The organism is Maribacter sp. BPC-D8 (assembly GCF_035207705.1).
GTDB lineage: Bacteria > Bacteroidota > Bacteroidia > Flavobacteriales > Flavobacteriaceae > Maribacter.
Window position 1 is genome coordinate 2,876,090 of the sequence record NZ_CP128187.1, and the last position, 19,004, is coordinate 2,895,093.

Genomic DNA, 19,004 nt, shown 5'->3' on the forward strand with positions numbered 1-19,004 from the left:
TCAAAATAATACTGATGAAGAAAAAAGGGCTTTTTGTTGATTGATGAAATTATGTTGAACTGGGCGAAACCCATTCATACTGCTAATATCAACAATTATCATCAAAACCTCAATTTTAATTTAAAACACTATTAATCATGAAAAATGAAAAACATCATAATCTAGACTGTAAAACAGCTAGAGATATTTCTATTATAGATACGCTACAAAGACTTGGTTTTTATCCTAAAAAAACAAAAGAAAAGGAATGTTGGTTTCTTAGTCCGTTCAGGTCCGAGAAAACACCATCGTTTAAAGTTGACTTAAAACTAAACCGATGGTATGATCACGGCGAAGGTGTCGGTGGTAATGTAATAGATTTGGTTATTAAAATTTCTGGCTACACTATAAAAGAGACATTAGAATTCCTGAGTAATTCAAATAGTTTTTCTTTTCAAAAGCCAACTTTTGTTGCACAAGATTTGACACCAAATCACACTATTGAAAAGGTCATAGAATTAGAAAATGATGCCTTACTATGGTATTTGATTATGAGACGTATTAATGCTAGAGTAGCATTAACCTATTGCAAAGAAATTCATTACACCATAAATGACAAAACCTATTTTGCAATAGCTTTTAAAAACGATTTAGGTGGTTATGAAATACGCAATAAATATTTTAAAGGTTGCCTGGGCAACAAGGGAATAACACACTTTAATAATGCAAATCAAAAGCTGCTTCTGTTCGAAGGCTTTTTAGATTTCTTATCCTACAAACTACTTTTCCAAACCAACCAAAACGAAGATTATCTGATTTTAAATTCTATTTCACAGATTAAAAATTGCTGGAAGATCTTATCTAAATATAGCGATATCGATTGCTATTTAGATAACGATGATGCCGGTAAAAGAACAACCAATCTTATAAAGGAAAAATATTCTTTCGCCCAAGATTGCTCTTCTACATATGAACCCTTCAAAGATGTGAATGACTACTTGGTGGAGGTTTCTTAAAAAGAAAGCAAGTCGGACAGGGGCGATACCCCTGTCTCCGACTTGCTCTGCGAGGCTAAACATCTCATATTCAGATATTTAATTCTATTAATTCATATAACCATTTATAGAATATTTATAAAATAGCATCTATACAATTGATTATAAGCACTTTAAAATATAAACCATGTCTAAAAAAAGCATCTTAGTTAATGAAATCGCCCATAAAGACCTTTCTAAATTGGTAGTTCAATTCAATTCTAATTTCGGACAATTAGTAGGTTCTATGATTCAATTTTTCAAAAAAACTGGCATCAATCCTAACGAACCATTAAAGGATAATCCGTCCATATTGGTTAAAAAATTAGACAATAGAATTGTCTCTTTTTTAAAGGTTCAAGAACGAGATATTTTGAAACCTATGCGAGCCGACATTTACCATTATCATAAATCTAATGATGATCGTGTACATGCAGAAAGAGATTTTTTAACCTCTAAACTCAACGAAACGAATGACAAGCTCGATAACATTCTAATGGAAATTAGAAAGCAAAGACAGGTGCATTTAGAGGTAGTTCTGTTTTTAGATTCTAAAAATAAAACGGGCTTACTGAACAGAGTGCAATCGATACTTAAATAGTCATGCCAATATCTAAAGTACATAGCTCATCTGGAGGAAATAATACTGGCTCTTGTTCAAGTTTAGCCAACTATTTAGAAAAGGAAAACATGGAATTGGACAAGATGTCGGACCAGGAAAAAGACCAGGACAAGAAAATGAAAATTGAATCGATGAAGCAACAGTTTTTTACTCATGAAAAATCTGATGTCAGTCATACAGATGTCATCTCAAGTATTGATAATAATAAAAAAAAATTAGGAAAAGAGGACGCTAAATTTTTCGCTCCAACAATCAATTTCAGTGAAAAAGAACAGCAGCAAATAGCAAAGATGGTATCGGGCAGAAATATCGAGAACATCAAAGATTTAAACGTAAAAGAATTCAAAGCCTATAATAAAGCTATACAAGAATATGGAAGAAAGGTTATGGACAATTATGCGAAAAATTTTAACCGTAAGGACAAAGGTTTAGAATCAGGGAAAAATTTGGTCTACTATGGTAAGGTTGAGCACATGAGAAAATATAAGGGTACAGATAAAGAAGTGCAGCAGGGTAAAGTTAAATCTGGCGAGTATAAAAAAGGGTTGCAAAGCCATGTTCATCTTATTGTCTCTAGAAAAGATAAAACCCAAAAACTAAAACTTTCGCCAATGGCTAATGAACGTAATAAAACTAGAAAAATAGGAGGCAATGAATACCAAGTTGGATTTGATAGAAAAGACTGGATTCAAGCCAATGAAAAAGCCTTTGACCAACAGTTTCAATATAAGCGACAGGAAATAGAAAAATTTCAAAATCAAAATATTTTAAAAAATGGTAATCCTTCAGAAAAAGCCAAAGTCATAAAAACAATCGAGAAGGATAATGAAATAGCCAAAGCAAAAAACTCACAAAACGAATTAGGAATTTAAAACACATAAAAATATGTCACTTTCAGAAGCAAACAAAGAAACTTCAGGCTTAGGTAAAGCCGTCTTAGGTATCATAATGATAGGAGCAACATTTGCGCTCTTTAGTTTTATAAAGAACTCATTTCTCTATATAATTAATATGGATGTAGCCTATGAATTATGCAGGCTAAATGAATTCATTTCAACGCCATTCGGTAAAATAACATCTTACCTAGTATTCTCTTATATCATAAGCATATTGTTAACGTTCAGGCTATTTAAGAATTGGAAAACTAAATGGTTGTACAAATTTTACCTCGTACTCTGTATTGCATCTATACCCTCTACTTTAGATTTAGGCTTACTATTCAACATAGATTTAGATTGGTATGCATTTTTCGCAATAACTATAAGCATCGTAAAGCTTTCATTACTTTTTTACAGACCTAAAGTATTTAGCTTTTTACGTTCAAAAATTAAGAGTAAGCGCAAGATCGATGACACTTATAGTATCATCTTGCCTACTAATAAAAGAAATGTAGAAATTAAAAATCCCTTTGCAGGAATTTATATTCAAGGTGGTGCCGGAAGCGGTAAAACAGAGAGTTTATTAAAACCAATGATGAAGCAATGTATCGAAAACAATTTTGCTTTTATCATATATGATTTCAAAGGGGAACTTACACCTTTTGCAATTGAAGTAATGGAAGCTCAAAATATAAATCAATTCAATACACTAAATTTTAAAGAACCCTTCTTAAGTGATCGGTTTAATCCCTTAAATCCAGAATATATTAGAAATACTGCTGAAGTGGTTGAATTGACCAAAACATTATTTTATAATCTTAATCCGGCTTCAATTAAACAAACGACTAATAATTACTTCTTAGATGAAGCCATCAACCTCTTTACATCGATTGTAATTTTTCTGAAAAACAATAAACCAAACTATTGTACCATACCTCATATTATAGCAGGTTTAGCAAATAATAGTGTTGCTAAGGTAATTTTGAAATTAAGCACAGAATTTGAGGCATTACCCTATATATCTTCTCTTAAAAATGTAATTGAATTGAAAGCCGAGAAACAAGTAGCAGGTGTAATAGGATCTCTGCAAGGTAGCCTTGCAAAATTCACCTCTAAAGAGCTATTCTATATTTTATCTGCCAATGACTTCTCACCAGAATTAAACAACCCTGAAAGTCCTAATCGGTTATGTATCGTCAATGATTCAACTTTGCCAAGCTTTTACGCTCCACTTATATCTATGATTATAAACAACTGTTTAAAAAAGATGAATGTGGCTGATAGACATAAAAGTGCCATTTTTCTTGATGAAGCACCAACCTTATTCATTCCTGAATTTGAGCAAATACCGGCAACCGCAAGGAGCAACAAAATTGCTACTGTATTTACTACTCAAGATTATACACAGATACTTGATAAATATGGTAAAGAAAAAGCACAAACAATTATTAGTAATCTAGGATCACAATTTTATGGCAGAACTACCAATGTAGAATCTATGAAACAGATATCAGAACTATTTGGAAAATATGATAAAGTGTTCAAAACTAAAAGTAAAGGAAAATCATCTGATTTTTTAACTGTAGGCGATATAAAAATAAATAATGGTCAAGCTGAAAGTATACAACAAAGGTATACGGTGACTAGTAATGAACTGCTAAAACTAAAGCCTGGTGAATTCTATTCCGTAATAGGTGATAAAAAGTCTCACAATCAACATATACAATTGAAAAAAGAAAAGGCTAAAAAAGAAAATTATAATGCCCAGAATATTAGAAAACTATCAAATGCAATAACCCAGTTTGATTTAGACAATAATTATATAGCAATAAACAACGTGGCAAAGACATTGTTTGATTAACATTTAACCACTTAAAGCTTAATAGTATGATATTAAATACAGCTATAGTACGAAGAGCATTGTTTATGCTTTGGATAATTTCACCATTAGTAATAAGGCTTTCATCTGAACCTAGCATTTTTTGGCTAATTTCATATTTCATAAGTCTGCCTCTTTACTGCTATTTTCAAATAACTAAAAAATAAATATTAATAACATAAAACCAGAAAATGAGCTACATAGACAAATTTGATTTTGAAGATTTTGATTACTTAGACCAACATGAAGAAGGGTTTAAATGTTGGCAAACTGATTACAGATTACTAAGAGAACGAGATGAAGAAGCAGACAGATTGGCTTTTGAAGGTGGACTAAGAGATTTTAAAGAAAGCTGTATGCAAAGAGATAAAGAAAAGCAAATTCCAAGACAGCGACCTTTATTTAATAAATAAGAATTAGCAAATAGGGGTAACTGATTTTTATTGAAAATATTCTAAAATTGCATTCCAGTCAGGAAACTTGTTTGAACCGAACTGAAGTAAGGTGCCTTCAAAATTTTCCTGACCTTTTCCTTCAATGTAATCATCAATTAAATAGTCCGCTTTTATCAATCCTTTGTTTGATGAAATAATAAGTTTACTTACATACTCAAAACCAAGATGATTTTCTATCCATATTCTTTTTTCAGTGTAGCATAGCGGATTTCTTTCGGAAGGTGCTGTTAGTATATAAATTCGAAAACCAGCTATAGAGTTCAAATGCTTCACAGCTTCAATTGCCCCTTCAATCTCTGGTAAATTTTCAAAAAAACCTTGAACACTTTGTGGAAATTTTTGTACAGGGTTTAATTTTAACTGATTGTTGAATGTGTTTGTGTAATCACACATTACATCATCCATATCAACACAAATCGTTTTTAGCATAGTTTTAAATAAATATTATTCTACTACTATTCGAAGGTAATCCTAAAAGTTAATGGTTCTGACTTAAAAAGATTTTCGTTTTCAAAATCAGGATGTTTTAATCTTAAAATTGTCGGTTTTTGACTTTCCAGTTCAGAAACGCAATACAAGTAATAATTAGGGTAGGTTTTTGATTTTTGCAACTCATTTTTTGTGATAATAAAACTTTTATAAGAATTGCCTTTTGAAATTGCTTTGACCTCAATTTGTTTCTGAGTTCCATCTTTTTCAAAACTGATTATATCAAAACCTAATTTTGGATTATTCGCAACCGAACGAACCTGATTAGCCAACTCTGGATAAATAGAGCTTAGAAATTGTATTTCATCATTTAGAACTATCTCCTCCGCCAAATTCCCGATTTCTATTTGTTTTCTAAGCTGTTCAACATAATCAATTTCCGTTTCAGGCTCAGTTAAATCATCAATATTAACCGGCAATCTTGGTTGATAGTTGTCAAGTATTTTCTGTTTTTCGACAACAACCTTTTGCACTTCAATGACAGCTGGCTTTTTATATTCTGGGTTTCGCAATCGGTGTAAATAAATCCATAAAAATGAATGAGCATCTATTAACTCAATTTCAGAGAATTTACTTTTTAAATGATTTTGAAATTGTTTTATAATATTTACAAACTCAACATAATTTTCCCAGGATATATTGTAACTAGTTTTTAAATCAATACCTAATGAGCTAAAGATTAAGTCAAATTTCTTTTGAGATATGGGTAGATATTTTTGTGGATTCTTAATAAAAAATAGATAAGCTATTAATTGATATGAAAACCCCAAGTCTGAAAACTTAGAAAAGGAAACTTCATCTTTAATTTTACTTTTAAAAAAGTCAAAAAGTAACTTTTCAGTTTCTTTAGATGTACTTAGATTTTTAAAATTATCTTTTTTCCTCCAATCAATAAGGTTGTTTTGATGAGTTTTATAATTATAAATAATATCGGTTTGAATCGAGTTTTTTACGGCCTCTAATATTCTACCGTTTCCTATTTCATTTTCCTTCCAAGTTTTAGTCAAAAGCTTAGCTTTTGCTTGCTTTAGAACTTCATATTTATAGTTTTCATTCTCGATCACAAAAGGATTAGTTTTAAAATCAGTCAGCCCTACTTTTGAGCCTTCTTCAACTATTATTTTGAATCCAGAAAATGCTTTATCAAAAATTTCCTTAGTAATCTCAATCATATTCTAGTTTTAGACAATTGTAATTTAAACTTAATAACTAATACCTAGAAAACATTTTGAATATCCTCCAAGGGCAAGAAAATAATATAATAACAACATCTACACAAAGATAAGCACGCAAAATATTCCCATCAAAAGACTACGGCATAAACCAGGCTCAAGATTCGCTCTTATTTATTCCGTTTCCTTTAGAGCTGAAATTTTACTACCACTTGGGATTGCGCAAATATTGTTCAATCTAAAAATCATTTAAAATGAAAAAAGTGACCATTTACAAGAATTTGGTAGGCGAGTTAACCGTAAACTACAAACGAACTAAGCAGCGAGCAGAAAAAATCTCTAGTTCAGAAGACTCCGCAGATTTTATTAGACCTTACTTTGACCATGTAATGGACGACCATGAAGTTGTCAAGGTAATTCATCTAAACCATGAGAACAGAGTCATCAACGTACACCATGCAAGCTCTGGTACAGACATAGCTTGTTTAATACCAATAAAAGCTATTGTCAGAGATGCTATAATGTTACCTACTACAGGCATAATATTGGTTCATAATCACCCTAGCGGTCAAACCAAATTCTCAAAAGCAGATATTGCCGTTAGTAAAAAACTAGAAATAGCCTGTAATTACTTCGACATAAGATTCGTCGATAGCATAGTAATCACTCGAGAGAATCATAGTTCAATGAAAGATGAAAGGGTCATATGACCCTTTTTTTATTCTAGAATGAACCAGTAAAGTTTATCATTTTTTAACTAGCATATAATTTTCCTATTATAAAATTACTAACCAAATATATTAAAAGAGCATTTTAGTCTGCGCCAATTTGGAATTTAACATGAAAAATGTGTCATACATCTCTTTTATTGAAAGGATATATAACAAAGTTATATATTGAAATTTCAAGTACAGTTTGCGAAACGCAAGAGGAAATGAATAAAGAAACTTAAGAAAGCATTTCAAAAAAAAGATTAATTAAAACTAGTTATTTTAGTTAAAAATTAAAAGAAAAATATGAAGATTGAATGTCGTAATTGTAAAAATCTGGAGAAGGTAAACACAGGTTTATTCGTAAAAATTATCGGTGGTGCATTACCTATTGGAGGATACTTTGCTTGGACAACTTATCTACTTGCTGGAACTGGTTTAGCTATGCCTATAGTAATAGCTATGATTGCTGGCGGAACCGGTATGCTTTTGTACAAGGATAAAATTGTTAAATGGATTACAAATAATAAATATAAATGTACGAAGTGTGGTGGTACTAACTGGGATACAAATTAATTTTGTAATTTTTTAATAAATTAAAAAATTGATTATTAATATTATACATAACTAAAATCAATAATTATTCGTGTTAATAAAACTGAGCCTAACGCCATTTGCAATTTATTACTAGTTCTTCCTACTTATCAAATTAGGTACTTAAAACACGTAGCAAACCAACGCTTTGCAACACATTAGCTTTTGCTCCAATCGCACAACAGAAACAGAACTTTATAACTTTGACAACTGCTAAATTGAATGAAAATAAAAAGTGCAAAATCATTTCGCTTTTGGTACAAGACCAAAGTAAAAAAGATTGAAAGAAAAGACTCAAACTATAACGAAAATTTCATAGGGATTTATCACAACGAAAATGACAAAAAAACTATCAAAAATTTCTTTAAAATGTATCACGGACACAAAACGGATATAGCTGGTTATTTACCTTCAATTTTGAAAATAGCAGAAGATGGACAAGCCATTTATGAATTTTTACAAAATGCTGTTGATTGTGGTACTACTCATTTTTACATTTTCTACAACGAAAAATACTTTTTAGCTTTAGACAAGAAAAAAAAATAAACAATAAGCTTTAGCTTCAAGCGCAGACGGTAACAAATAGTTTTCTTACTTCCGCATTAAACTTAGCAGAGCCGTTATCTGAAATATGAAAAAAACGGGAGAAAGCTGAAAACCGATTAGAGTAAGTAACATAAAAAAATATGGCAATATCAGACGTACAAGAAAAAGGCAGTTGGTTATACATAATCGACGGTAATGGAAAAAAATCTGCAACTATATCCACTTCTCAAGGAGATCTAATGGGTATAGGAATGGACTTTATAGTTTTTCTAAAAGGTAGTTGGTACTACACTTTTGACGAAAATGGAAAGAAAATCGCCACGTTATCAAGCTCTTCAGGAAGTTTTAAAAATGCAGCAGGAAACTCGTTTAACTTAAAAAGGGGAAGTTGGATTTACACATATGATAAAAAGTGTAAAAAGACAGGAACAAGAGCAGCCTAATGAATATGCAATCAAAAACAACACTTGAAAACAGAACCGCAGAAAGCATACAACAGCTTTTTAAAAATTCTGAGAATGTTCGAATTCCAGCTTATCAACGTGCGTTTAGTTGGGGAGATAAACAATGTTCTCAATTTCTCGAAGACCTTTTAGAACAAAAAGGTAAAAAATATTATTTGGGACAAATCCTTTTTGAAAAAGATGGAAACACTCTTTTTATAATTGACGGACAACAAAGACTTACAACAACAATTTTGTTCCTTTCAGCACTTGCCAAAATCAAAATCCTAAAAGGAGAAAATGTTGAGCAAATAAGGCAAACTTATTTAACAGATGTTTTCAAAACTATTGATGACGACCAAGTAATTTTCAAAAAAGTTACTCAAAAGCATTTAGTTTCTGCCATTGACGATACAGAAACGATTTCTCAAAAACGAATTATAGAAGCCTTTAATTTCTTTGAAACAGAGTTGTCTAAACTAGAGAAAGAAAATTTAAACTTAATTCAACAAACATTAGAAAATGCGGTAATAAGCACTTTTTATATCACTAACAAGGTTGAAGCAACGCAAGTTTTTGAATACCAAAATAATCGGGGAAAAGAACTTTCAAGATTTGAAGTTATCAAAGCATATTTAATGCACCAGATTTACATTCAAAGTTCGGACAACAATCAAGCGAATAATGACATTGCAGAAATTCAAAGCATAATTTCAAAAACATACAGATACATTGAAGCAGTTGAAGGTTATTTCACAGAAAACGAGCTTTTAGATAATTATTGCAATTTGTTTTTCAATATTGGCGGTAACATTGAAGCCATAAAAGAAACGCTTAAGAAAGTAGAGAATAAATCTCAATGGATTAAATTGTTTTTTGAAAGCTTTGTAGAATTAGCGCATAGTGCGAAAAGTATTGTGAGCAACAAAAACCAATCAAATATTACGAATCTATTTTTTGTAGGTAACGAAGCGAATTGGAAATTGGTTTTACTGACACTTTTTTACAAAGGCGAAGTATCAGGCGACAGCTTCAAGAAAATTTTAAAATTATTAGAAGTTCTGTGTTTCAAACTTAAACTTGGCGACTACCGAACAGATCATTTGCCAAATTTCGCAAAACGATATTTTAACCAAAAAGACATTTATAATATTGACAATTTATATCAAGATATTAAGAATGTAACTGAAACCGGCTTTAAGTGGTATTGGAATGACGGAGATAGATTTAGAAATATTATCCCAAACTACTTTGACAATGAAAAATGGCATTACAATCGTAATACAATCAAGTATGTTTTGTGGCAATACGAAAACAGTTTAAGAATTAAAAATCGTTCAGGTGCGTTATTGGACAAGGAACTTTATAATAGTTACACAATTGAACATATAACACCGCAAAACCCAGCAGACATAGAATATACGGAAGAATTTAGAAAGAATTTTTTACAACTTGCGGGTAATTTAGCACTATTGACACAAAGTCAAAACAGCAAATTTTCAAACAAGTCGTTTAAGAAAAAAAGCGAATTATTCCAAGATACTGCACTTTCAAGTTATACAGAGATTAGAGAAAAAAATCAATGGACAGAAACCGAAATTACGGAAAGACATAATCGAATTTCAGAGTTTGCGAAAACGTACTTTAACGTTGAAAATGAACAGTAACGAAAGGAAAAAAAGCAGATAACAATGTATATCAAAACTAACCGTTGTGAGCAATTTAAACCAAACTATGAACAAAAAAGAAAAATGTGCTGAACTACTTCAGATAGGAGTTCAGCATAAAAGAAACGGAGATTTAGAACAAGCCTTAAATTATTACGGAAAAGCATTTAATAAATATAAATTGAATCCCGATATTTATAAAAATTGTTCGAAAATTTATACATCAATCGGCGAACCCGACCACGCCATGCGAAATTTATTAACTTATTCGCAATTAGTAATAAATAGTGGAAGTATAAATATGGAATCCTACGATTTTGCTGTATCATTTTACAAATGGTCTGGTGATTTAAATGGAAATGTAAGGGTTCAGAAAGACATTGCATTAACGGCAGTTGCGCAGAATTTCAATTTAGCAAAAATTGTTGCGGACTTGAATTTGACCTTTCAAGCTGGAATTTGCTATATTATAAAACACAGAAATAATATGACCAATTTGCAAATCCCTGCAAATTTGCTGAATAACTACATTAAAACACTTTTGGGACGAACAACAGATGGACCTTCTTTGGCGGACACTAATGGAGCGCCTATGGTAAGAGCAATTGGATTATCCTATTTACTCGTGAATTTCATTACAAATCCAAATTTAGAGATTGAGGAATTAATTGATGCTTATCTGAATGAAGAGTTTGAAATTGATAGTTTCTAATAAATATAGCGGTCAAACAAGATTCTCAAAAGCAGATATTGCCGTTAGTAAAAAACTAGAAATAGCCTGTAATTACTTCGACATAAGATTTGTCGATAGCATAGTAATAAATAGAGAGAAACATAGTTCAATGAAAGATGAAGGGGTCATATGACCCCTTTTTTTTGCTATATCGAAAGCCTATCATTAATAAATAATACTTTCAGTTTACAACTGAATGTATTGGCATTATTTATTCTTTCTGCTTTAAAAGATTATAGTTTCCTGTAATACTAACCAAGGATTTAATTTCTGACTCATTAGTACCAGGAACTACCAATTCGCATTTACTGCAAAGTGCAAAATCGGGATGGACATCTTCAACTGCATAACACTGACAATAATTGATATCCAAACATGCTATATCATCAAAAAGTTTAAGATTTTCTCTAGAAAATTTACTGCGGTTACCATTAAATTTTTCTTCCATAGCAATGTTTTAATTATTTATTTAGTAACCTGAAGTTACAAAATACATGTTATCGTATCTTATCCTTGTCGTAATCTTAATTTAATTGTTTTTTTAACTACACTAGGCTGTCTCCTCAACAACACAGAAACTTTATCACTATTCTTAAATTTCATGAAAGCTCTTATCATAATATCAAATTCTCTTTCTGTCCACTTTTCATAAGCTCTAGGGTAAGTTTTCCTTATTTCTATTGCCTGTGGCGGTAAGATAGACTCATCAATTTTAGGTAACTTATCTATATGTGATTTGGACTTTAAAATCAAATCATCTATTTCAGCTTCTTTTATATCTGGAATAATAGGATTGTCAGCATTTACCGATTTCGTATTAGATATTACTTTGCTGTCAGGTACACTGTAAAACCGCCACTCATAAAACTTCGATTTGTTTTTACTTCCCTGACATTGAGGAATAAGATTCAACATCCCTCTCTTATGAAGGCGTATTAAATATTTTCTAAAATGAGCGCCATTATGCCTGTCCTTCTGAATTAAACCTTTTCTTGCTAGTAAAGGATAAACATCAGTACTTCTAATACCATGCAAGCCAGTTTGCTCTAGATATTCTTGAATAGCCCTGCTTATTCTTCTAGCTTTTTGAAACTCCTCATGGCTAATTATCATACTATTCAAATTAAAAGAGTTCTAAAATAATCAGTTAAGAAGAATCTTACAAGTTCTTACGATATAATTCCCGTCCAAAATAGGGAACTTCCCTATATCCTAAAACTGGAATTAAAATGACTCAATTCTTTATATATTTTAAAAACTCCTCTTTAGATTCAAACCCAATATCCTTAACTAAATCATTTAAACCTAAATCCATCCATTCAGAAATATATTTTCTTAAATCATCACTAAGCCAAATTCTAGTATTTTTCTTTTGTTTTTTAAGAGCATTTATTAAAACTCGTTTTATAAATGATGCACCTTCAGGTTGAATGAAGTTTAGCGCGGTAAGAAGTAGAATAGTTTTACAAATAACTATTGTATCTTCTTTACTATTCAGAAATAATACTTCTTTAGTTATATCTTTTTGAAATGAGTATTTTTTAAAATTGTAATTAAAACTATGTGCAACGAAATTACGAATTAAGGTTGTTTCTTCTCTTTTAAGAATTTGGCTAAATAGTATTACTAAAACCTCAGGATGCAAACCAATTAGCACCAATTTTTCTTCATCTGCTTCATTTTGGTTGAATGTATAAGAAATCTTATTTAGTGGTGTTTCAGCAAGTTCCTTTAAAAATGAAGTAAGACTGTTTAAACCAATAACACTTCGCTCTGGAAAAACTATCTCATCAACAATCGCAGCTCTATTGTCTTCAAAGCCCGCATCCCAAACAAGATTGGACTTTAACCTGTATTTAATTTCTGAAATAGCAGCTTCATATTTTTTTAGTAAATATTTTCTTTCCTCTACTTCACTTATTGCAAGCTCATGTATATAAACAGACTTAAGACTAGATTCATCAAAGAAAAATGGAGCTAACAATAAAAACTCGGGATTACCTGACAAATAATAATTTTTAGAATGGTTTCGATTATATAAATAGGATAATTCAAAGCTAAATTTCTGCTTTAAAATAGGTGTCAATAATTTAATCTGGGATAGTATAAATGATTTAATTTCTGTATCACCGTAAGACTGTAAAAAATTATACGATATCGAATTTTCGATAATAAAATTTTCATCTACATCAATTTCCTCCCATGAATCATCAAATTTAAAATATTCCCAATTTACAATAGGATTTACAAGATTCAATGCTCTGAAATATTCAACGTATAATTCATTAACCAAATAGAAAAATCGGTCTACCAATCCCATTCGAGACAAATTATTCTCTATCAACTCTATTTTTAATTTGGTTTCCATATTTGATATTTAATCGTTACTCCTATTCCTTTTTATCCCAAGTACTATCCATTTCACTTCGCTTTAAACTCTCAGAAATATTTACATATCTTCTAAAGCTTTGTTCTTTTTTATGCCCGGTAATAGACTTAAGCACAGGTATTTTCATACCTAAAACTAAACTATTTGTCACAAAAGTTTTTCTAGCCGTATGGCTAGTTATTAATTTCCACTTAGGCTGTGTATGCTCTATTTTTCTACTACCTACAAATCTTGTGGTAGTAGTTTGTGTGTTAATCTCAACTTTTTCACAAACCTTTTTTATCTTCTTATTAAACTTTTGAGAACTAATAACAGGTAGCGGTTCATTGAGCGTACCCTTATATTTAGCTAGAATAGCTTTTGCGAAACTGTTTAATGGTATTGTATGATCAACTGTTTTGGTCTTTTGGATATTAAATTTAATCTCATTTTCATAAACATTAGAAGTCTTTAAATTTCTAATATCCGAAAACCTAAGACCGGTAAAACATGCGAAGCAGTACATATCACGAGTTCGACTAAATGAATCAGAGTCAAATTTAAAATTGTAAAGCGACATCAATTCTTCATAAGTAAGATATATAACCTCAATTTCTTCTTCAGGAGCTTTAAATTTTAAGAATGAAATATTACTATGATAATCTCTCTCTAAAGCCCATTTCATGAAAGTCTTCAAAGTAGTAACCAATCTAGCGAAGTAATTATTCTTTGTATTTTTTACTGTAAAACAATATTCCTGCAACTTTTCAAAAAACTCATTGGTAATAGTTTCAAATCGTAAAGTATATCCTGTATAAGCTTCAAATCCTTCATAGAAATTTTTGGCTGTGGTATAAGATTTTACAGTTCTTTCTGCTTTTGTAAGCTTGCCCAAATCTATAAACTCATCAAATGAAGAAATAAACGAGTGTGTTAATTCAATTTTTGTTTCAGAATTAAGCTTTTCTAAAATGAATGTTTTGTCTGGTACTATTTCATTTAAAAGAATATATCTATTCAATGTTTTTAACTTACTATCTAAGTCATCTATAATCTTATTATACTCAATATGATTATTATAAGGCTCATTTGCCTTTGGGCTCTTTACCCGTTCTTTTTTCTTATCCCATGAAGCTACAGATGATTTAACATTCTTTACTGCTTTGAAGATTTTAAAACCATTTGAAGCCACCACCATGCGAATAGGTGCCAAACCTCCTTTTCCAATTTTGTCTTTCCTTAAATGAAATGTAACTTGCATTAATCTTGTTTTAGATTAAAACTGATTAAATAGGGCTACAAAAGGGGCAACCAAACCATATTTAAATCGGTTAAAATAAATTTTAACCCAATTTAGTAATAATATATACAGTAGTACCTAAGAGTTTAAAAAGATTTAAGGACGTTTAAAAACAAGGGTACTCCCGCCTCGAGTACTAAAACCCTTGTTAATCTTTAGATTTTCAAGGGTTTTTTATTTTATATACTTTTCAAATTGAAGTCTTCAGTTATTCATTAACTTTAGTTATCATTACAAATGCATGCTGAAAAAAATACTAAAAATATCAGGGTTATTACTATTAGCGTTAATTCTAATCATATTTGCCTGTAATAGTATTATCTCAAGTACCGCAGAAGACAAAACGTATTCAGACGTAGCATTAATACCAGCTAATAGAGTCGGTCTCGTTTTAGGCACCTCTAATCGCTTAACCAACGGTTCTCCTAATCCATATTACACTTATCGTATAAACGCAACCAAAGCACTCTACAATGCAGGTAAGATTAAATTTATATTAGTTAGCGGAGACAATGGTAGCATCTATTACAATGAACCCGACACCTTCAAGAAAGACTTAGTAAAAGCTGGTATACCAGAAGAGGTTATTTTCTTAGACTATGCAGGCTTTAGAACTTTAGATTCTATGTTCAGGGCTAAGTTTATTTTTGGTTTAGATGACGTAACCGTTATCTCTCAAAAATTCCATAACGAAAGAGCAATTTATATTGCAAAGCAAAAAGGCTTGAAAGCAATTGGTTTCAATGCTAAAGATGTTTCTACAGCTCAAGGGCTAAAAGTTCAAATAAGAGAATATTTAGCTCGGGTAAAAGTGTTTATTGATATGATATTAAACACCCAACCAAAATTCTACGGTACCCCTATAGAAATAAAATAGGTCGCTAAATTCGCTACAATAAAATACACTACATTTAAGAGCACCGACCAAAACTAATTAAAATGCTCAATTTAAAAACGATACTCAAAAACTTAGGTCCGGGACTTCTGTTTGCAAGTATGGCCATAGGTACATCTCATCTTGTTTTATCTACCAAAGCTGGGGCGCAATATGGCTGGCTGATGATTATTCCTATAATTTTAGCTAACATATTAAAATACCCCTTCTTCGAGTTCGGCGTTCGATATACCAACGTTACCAATAAAACCTTAATAGAGGGCTATTTAAATCGCGGTAAAGGATATTTATGGTTTTATGCTATAATTAGCTTCATTACCACTTTCACCATACTAGCGGCTTTATATACGGTTACAGCCGGTCTATTTATAAATCTATTCGGCATTGGGCATGGTTCTATTGCCATGGTTGCTCTAAGTTTATTTTTAATCATTAGTGTGCTACTCATTTTCGGAAAATACAAGTTCCTGGAAATCAGTTTAAAATTCGTGGTCAGTGTACTTTTTGTTGCGTTATTAGTTACTACAATTTTAGTTCTAGCAAAAGGACCAGTAAGCCATGTGCCAGACTTTAAACCCTTACCCATTTTTAATGAAGTAGGAATTCTATTTTTAATAGGATTAATTGGATGGATGCCTACCAGCGTAGAAGCATCTAGTTGGATCAGCTTATGGAGTATTGAAAAATGGAAAACTCAAGACAAGCCTAGCCTAAAAGAATCTTTACAAGAATTTAATATCGGGTATTCCATTACAGCCATATTAGCTGTCTTTTTTATGATAATAGGATGGTATACGTTATACGGAACTAACATACAACTCAGTAATAATGCAGTAAGTTTCGCTGACCAAGTAGTGCGGTTATTTACACAACATATTGGCTCATGGGCATATCTGTTTATAGCCATTTCTGCATTTGCCACGATGTTCAGTACTTGTATGACCGCACATGATGCTTTAGCTAGAGTCAGCTTAGATATCATATCGCTATTAAAACCAAAAACTACATGGTATAGAACAAAAACAGCATACGCCGCAGGCGTATTCACTTTGACCCTAATTAATTTTGTAGTTATTGCAGCGTTTAGTGCAAATATGGGAAATTTGGTTGCCTTGGCTACATTCGTTTCTTTCGTAGTCGCGCCGATTGTAGGTTATATGAATTTAAAAAATGTAACCAGCGATGACCTAGACCCTAAATTTCGCCCAGGTAAGAAATTAAAACTACTTACCTATGCAGGAATTTTATTCTTGTCTGGTTTCGCCCTCTATTATTTCTATATCATTATTTTTTAATAATGATATAGAAATAGGCAACAATTACTCTACGACAAATAAAGTACGTTCGTTTTGCTTATGAAGAAAATCTAAACAGTAAGCACCATTAACGCAATTATTAACAATCGTCTCTTCACCGTAACCAGTTGCTTCAATAATATTGCTTGAATTCAAACCATTACTCAAAAGATAGTTCTTAATAACATCAGCTCGCTGTTGCGATAATCTTTTATTAGACGAAGTACTGCCCCTAGTATCTGTATGTGATTGTATTCTTAATCTCATTTGAGGAAAACGCGCCACAGCATCTACAACTTTCTTAAGCTCCTCTTCTACTTGAGCGTTTAAAACCGATTTTCCTTTATCGAAATAAAATTTATTCAGTTTTAATACCGTCTTGTCTTCTCGTTGTGTTACCAAGTCTTCCATTCTTGAAAGACCCATATTATAAGCCGTATTTTGAATTTCTTCCATACCCTCTTCAGAATATGTAGTAGAGAATATAGAATAGCCATCACTCATAGCCTGTATGGTTACTTGAGACATCCATGGCACTTCTACTCTAAAGCTACCATCATTACCTGCTAAAACTTCCTTTAGAATATCACCTTGTTGGTTCAATAATCTTACTTGAGCACCTTTTAATCCTACTTTATTTCTAAGATTAACCACCTTACCACCTAAGGCAAAAGTTTTTAATCCTGGTGCATTTTTAAGCTCGAAACCATATAAGTCATCTCCGCCTTTACCACCAGCTCTATTAGAAGCAAAGAATCCAGATAATCCTGTGTTTTCTACATTTTGAATAATGAATCCGAAATCATCTGCTGTCGAATTAATTCCGTCACCAAGGTTTACCGGTATGGTATACGAATCATTAGGCAACATATTAGATTTGTAAATATCCATCCCTCCAAGACCATAAAAAATATCCGAAGAAAAATATAAACTACCATCAAAAACGTAAGGAGCAATCTCGTTACCTGGTGAATTTATTCTAGGTCCTAAATTAATAGGCGCAGACATTATTTGTCCGTTATTCGTGTACACATAATACAAATCGGTACCACCATAGCTATCGTCAAAATTTGCCGCAAAATATAATCGCTCAGTAGCATCATCAAAGTAAGGGTAATAAAAAGAAGTACTTAAATCTTTTAATATAAATCTAAACCTGTCATTTTTAGTGAGCGTACCTATTGCCAATGCATTTTTACCATTCTCATTATACCTAAGTTCACCATCTTCTTCGTTAGATAGGATATAAAAAAACGTTTCTAGTTTTTCAGAATAATAAGGAGTTGACTTATGAAAGTCAGTTGCAGGAATTTCTTTAAAAGCTTCTACATCAACCAAATTATTATCAGAACCCAATCTTGCAAAGTAGATGTCTAAATACGACTCACCCGTTGGTTTATAAACATTTTTAGTATTGCGACCTCTACTACTACTAAAAAGTATACCATTCTTATAAAATGCCGGCGAAAAATCACCCTGCGCACTATTCACCCCTAAATCTCGTATGCTACTATTATCTGTATTAGAAGGAATTTCTAATAAACTGTAATTAAACTCTGCATTTTCTAAAAGCTCTGGAGATAACTTATCGGCTTTAGACCTTAAAAAGGTTTTCACCCTATCTCTTTCTGAATTTTTAGAAAGACTCTGCAACATTTTATTAAATCTATTGACAGACATTATCGTATCGTTCTTGTTAACCTCTAAATAAAGTTCAGAAGCACTATCATAGCTACCTGTACTAAAATAAGAATCTGCAAGGTTCAATAACTGATGATTAGTTAACGAATCTTTTTGCATTTCACTTTGATAGGCTACAATGGCTTGTTCGTATTGATATCCATAAAAAAGATTATCGGCTTTAGATTTTTTGTCTTGAGCCGTACTTAGAAATGGTACAAAAACTAGTAATACTATGATTAATTTAAATTTCATTTTAGTTCTC

The 19,004-nt window shown here is 31.4% G+C and carries 21 protein-coding genes; 14 read left to right on the plus strand and 7 right to left on the minus strand.

Translation table 11 applies throughout. The features are described 5' to 3' along the window. The first annotated feature begins 137 nt into the window (after positions 1-137). From QSV08_RS12855 to QSV08_RS12875, 5 genes are all read left to right on the plus strand, one after another. Positions 138-995: a toprim domain-containing protein gene (locus QSV08_RS12855; RefSeq protein ID WP_324023734.1), complete on the plus strand. Its 858-nt coding sequence runs from the start codon at positions 138-140 to the stop codon at positions 993-995. Between the two features lie 166 nt (positions 996-1,161). Beyond that, positions 1,162-1,614 (plus strand): BfmA/BtgA family mobilization protein, encoded by a 453-nt coding sequence (locus QSV08_RS12860; RefSeq protein ID WP_324023735.1) that lies wholly within the window; start codon positions 1,162-1,164, stop codon positions 1,612-1,614. A 2-nt stretch (positions 1,615-1,616) separates the two neighbouring features. Next, complete coding sequence (locus tag QSV08_RS12865; RefSeq protein WP_324023736.1) at positions 1,617-2,507, plus strand: DUF5712 family protein; 891 nt, start codon at positions 1,617-1,619, stop codon at positions 2,505-2,507. 13 nt (positions 2,508-2,520) lie between these two features. Further along, positions 2,521-4,374, plus strand: a complete 1,854-nt coding sequence (locus tag QSV08_RS12870) for a type IV secretory system conjugative DNA transfer family protein (RefSeq protein WP_324023737.1) — start codon at positions 2,521-2,523, stop codon at positions 4,372-4,374. Positions 4,375-4,583: 209 nt separating this feature from the next. Further along, positions 4,584-4,805, plus strand: coding sequence for a hypothetical protein (locus tag QSV08_RS12875; RefSeq protein WP_324023738.1), 222 nt, complete (start codon positions 4,584-4,586; stop codon positions 4,803-4,805). A gap of 27 nt (positions 4,806-4,832) precedes the next feature. Here the strand turns inward: QSV08_RS12875 and QSV08_RS12880 are convergent, their stop codons facing one another. Together QSV08_RS12880 and QSV08_RS12885 are read right to left on the minus strand one after the other, a co-directional pair. Next, positions 4,833-5,276 (minus strand): 5' nucleotidase, NT5C type, encoded by a 444-nt coding sequence (locus QSV08_RS12880; RefSeq protein WP_324023739.1) that lies wholly within the window; start codon positions 5,274-5,276, stop codon positions 4,833-4,835. 26 nt (positions 5,277-5,302) lie between these two features. Next, entirely contained in the window at positions 5,303-6,508 is a 1,206-nt protein-coding gene (locus tag QSV08_RS12885) for a DUF3883 domain-containing protein (protein WP_324023740.1), read from the minus strand. A gap of 254 nt (positions 6,509-6,762) precedes the next feature. Here QSV08_RS12885 and QSV08_RS12890 point away from each other — a divergent pair, with 254 nt between their 5' ends. The 7 genes from QSV08_RS12890 (at position 6,763) to QSV08_RS20835 (ending at position 11,334) form a co-directional block, all read left to right on the plus strand. Beyond that, positions 6,763-7,218 (plus strand): JAB domain-containing protein, encoded by a 456-nt coding sequence (locus QSV08_RS12890; RefSeq protein ID WP_324023741.1) that lies wholly within the window; start codon positions 6,763-6,765, stop codon positions 7,216-7,218. A 306-nt stretch (positions 7,219-7,524) separates the two neighbouring features. Continuing rightward, a complete protein-coding gene (locus tag QSV08_RS12895) occupies positions 7,525-7,794 on the plus strand; it encodes a hypothetical protein (RefSeq protein WP_324023742.1) in 270 nt (89 codons plus the stop codon). Positions 7,795-8,034: 240 nt separating this feature from the next. Beyond that, entirely contained in the window at positions 8,035-8,358 is a 324-nt protein-coding gene (locus tag QSV08_RS12900; protein WP_324023743.1) for a hypothetical protein, read from the plus strand. A 140-nt stretch (positions 8,359-8,498) separates the two neighbouring features. Next, the gene (locus tag QSV08_RS12905; RefSeq protein WP_324023744.1) at positions 8,499-8,801 is read left to right on the plus strand and encodes a hypothetical protein; all 303 of its coding nucleotides are present in this window, start codon (positions 8,499-8,501) and stop codon (positions 8,799-8,801) included. Positions 8,802-8,806: 5 nt separating this feature from the next. Next, positions 8,807-10,468, plus strand: coding sequence for a DUF262 domain-containing protein (locus tag QSV08_RS12910; protein ID WP_324023745.1), 1,662 nt, complete (start codon positions 8,807-8,809; stop codon positions 10,466-10,468). A gap of 67 nt (positions 10,469-10,535) precedes the next feature. Then, positions 10,536-11,180: a tetratricopeptide repeat protein gene (locus tag QSV08_RS12915; RefSeq protein ID WP_324023746.1), complete on the plus strand. Its 645-nt coding sequence runs from the start codon at positions 10,536-10,538 to the stop codon at positions 11,178-11,180. Further along, positions 11,152-11,334: a JAB domain-containing protein gene (locus QSV08_RS20835; RefSeq protein WP_416382002.1), complete on the plus strand. Its 183-nt coding sequence runs from the start codon at positions 11,152-11,154 to the stop codon at positions 11,332-11,334. Before QSV08_RS12915 ends, QSV08_RS20835 begins: the two co-directional genes overlap by 29 nt. 78 nt (positions 11,335-11,412) lie before the next feature. Here the strand turns inward: QSV08_RS20835 and QSV08_RS12920 are convergent, their stop codons facing one another. The 4 genes from QSV08_RS12920 to QSV08_RS12935 all read right to left on the minus strand — a co-directional run bounded on the left by QSV08_RS12920 (position 11,413) and on the right by QSV08_RS12935 (position 14,830). Beyond that, positions 11,413-11,649 (minus strand): hypothetical protein, encoded by a 237-nt coding sequence (locus tag QSV08_RS12920; protein WP_324023747.1) that lies wholly within the window; start codon positions 11,647-11,649, stop codon positions 11,413-11,415. 59 nt (positions 11,650-11,708) lie between these two features. Beyond that, positions 11,709-12,314 (minus strand): hypothetical protein, encoded by a 606-nt coding sequence (locus tag QSV08_RS12925; protein WP_324023748.1) that lies wholly within the window; start codon positions 12,312-12,314, stop codon positions 11,709-11,711. A gap of 121 nt (positions 12,315-12,435) precedes the next feature. Further along, the gene (locus QSV08_RS12930) at positions 12,436-13,569 is read right to left on the minus strand and encodes a hypothetical protein (protein WP_324023749.1); all 1,134 of its coding nucleotides are present in this window, start codon (positions 13,567-13,569) and stop codon (positions 12,436-12,438) included. A 22-nt stretch (positions 13,570-13,591) separates the two neighbouring features. Next, complete coding sequence (locus tag QSV08_RS12935) at positions 13,592-14,830, minus strand: site-specific integrase (RefSeq protein WP_324023750.1); 1,239 nt, start codon at positions 14,828-14,830, stop codon at positions 13,592-13,594. A 280-nt stretch (positions 14,831-15,110) separates the two neighbouring features. Here QSV08_RS12935 and QSV08_RS12940 point away from each other — a divergent pair, with 280 nt between their 5' ends. Further along, positions 15,111-15,746: a SanA/YdcF family protein gene (locus QSV08_RS12940; RefSeq protein WP_324023751.1), complete on the plus strand. Its 636-nt coding sequence runs from the start codon at positions 15,111-15,113 to the stop codon at positions 15,744-15,746. Positions 15,747-15,808: 62 nt separating this feature from the next. Then, entirely contained in the window at positions 15,809-17,059 is a 1,251-nt protein-coding gene (locus QSV08_RS12945; RefSeq protein ID WP_324023752.1) for an NRAMP family divalent metal transporter, read from the plus strand. Positions 17,060-17,083: 24 nt separating this feature from the next. Here QSV08_RS12945 and QSV08_RS12950 read toward each other — a convergent pair whose 3' ends face one another. Further along, positions 17,084-18,994 carry an OmpA family protein gene (locus QSV08_RS12950; protein ID WP_324023753.1) on the minus strand — a complete coding sequence of 637 codons (1,911 nt, stop codon included), beginning with the start codon at positions 18,992-18,994 and terminating at the stop codon, positions 17,084-17,086. Positions 18,995-19,004: the final 10 nt, after the last annotated feature.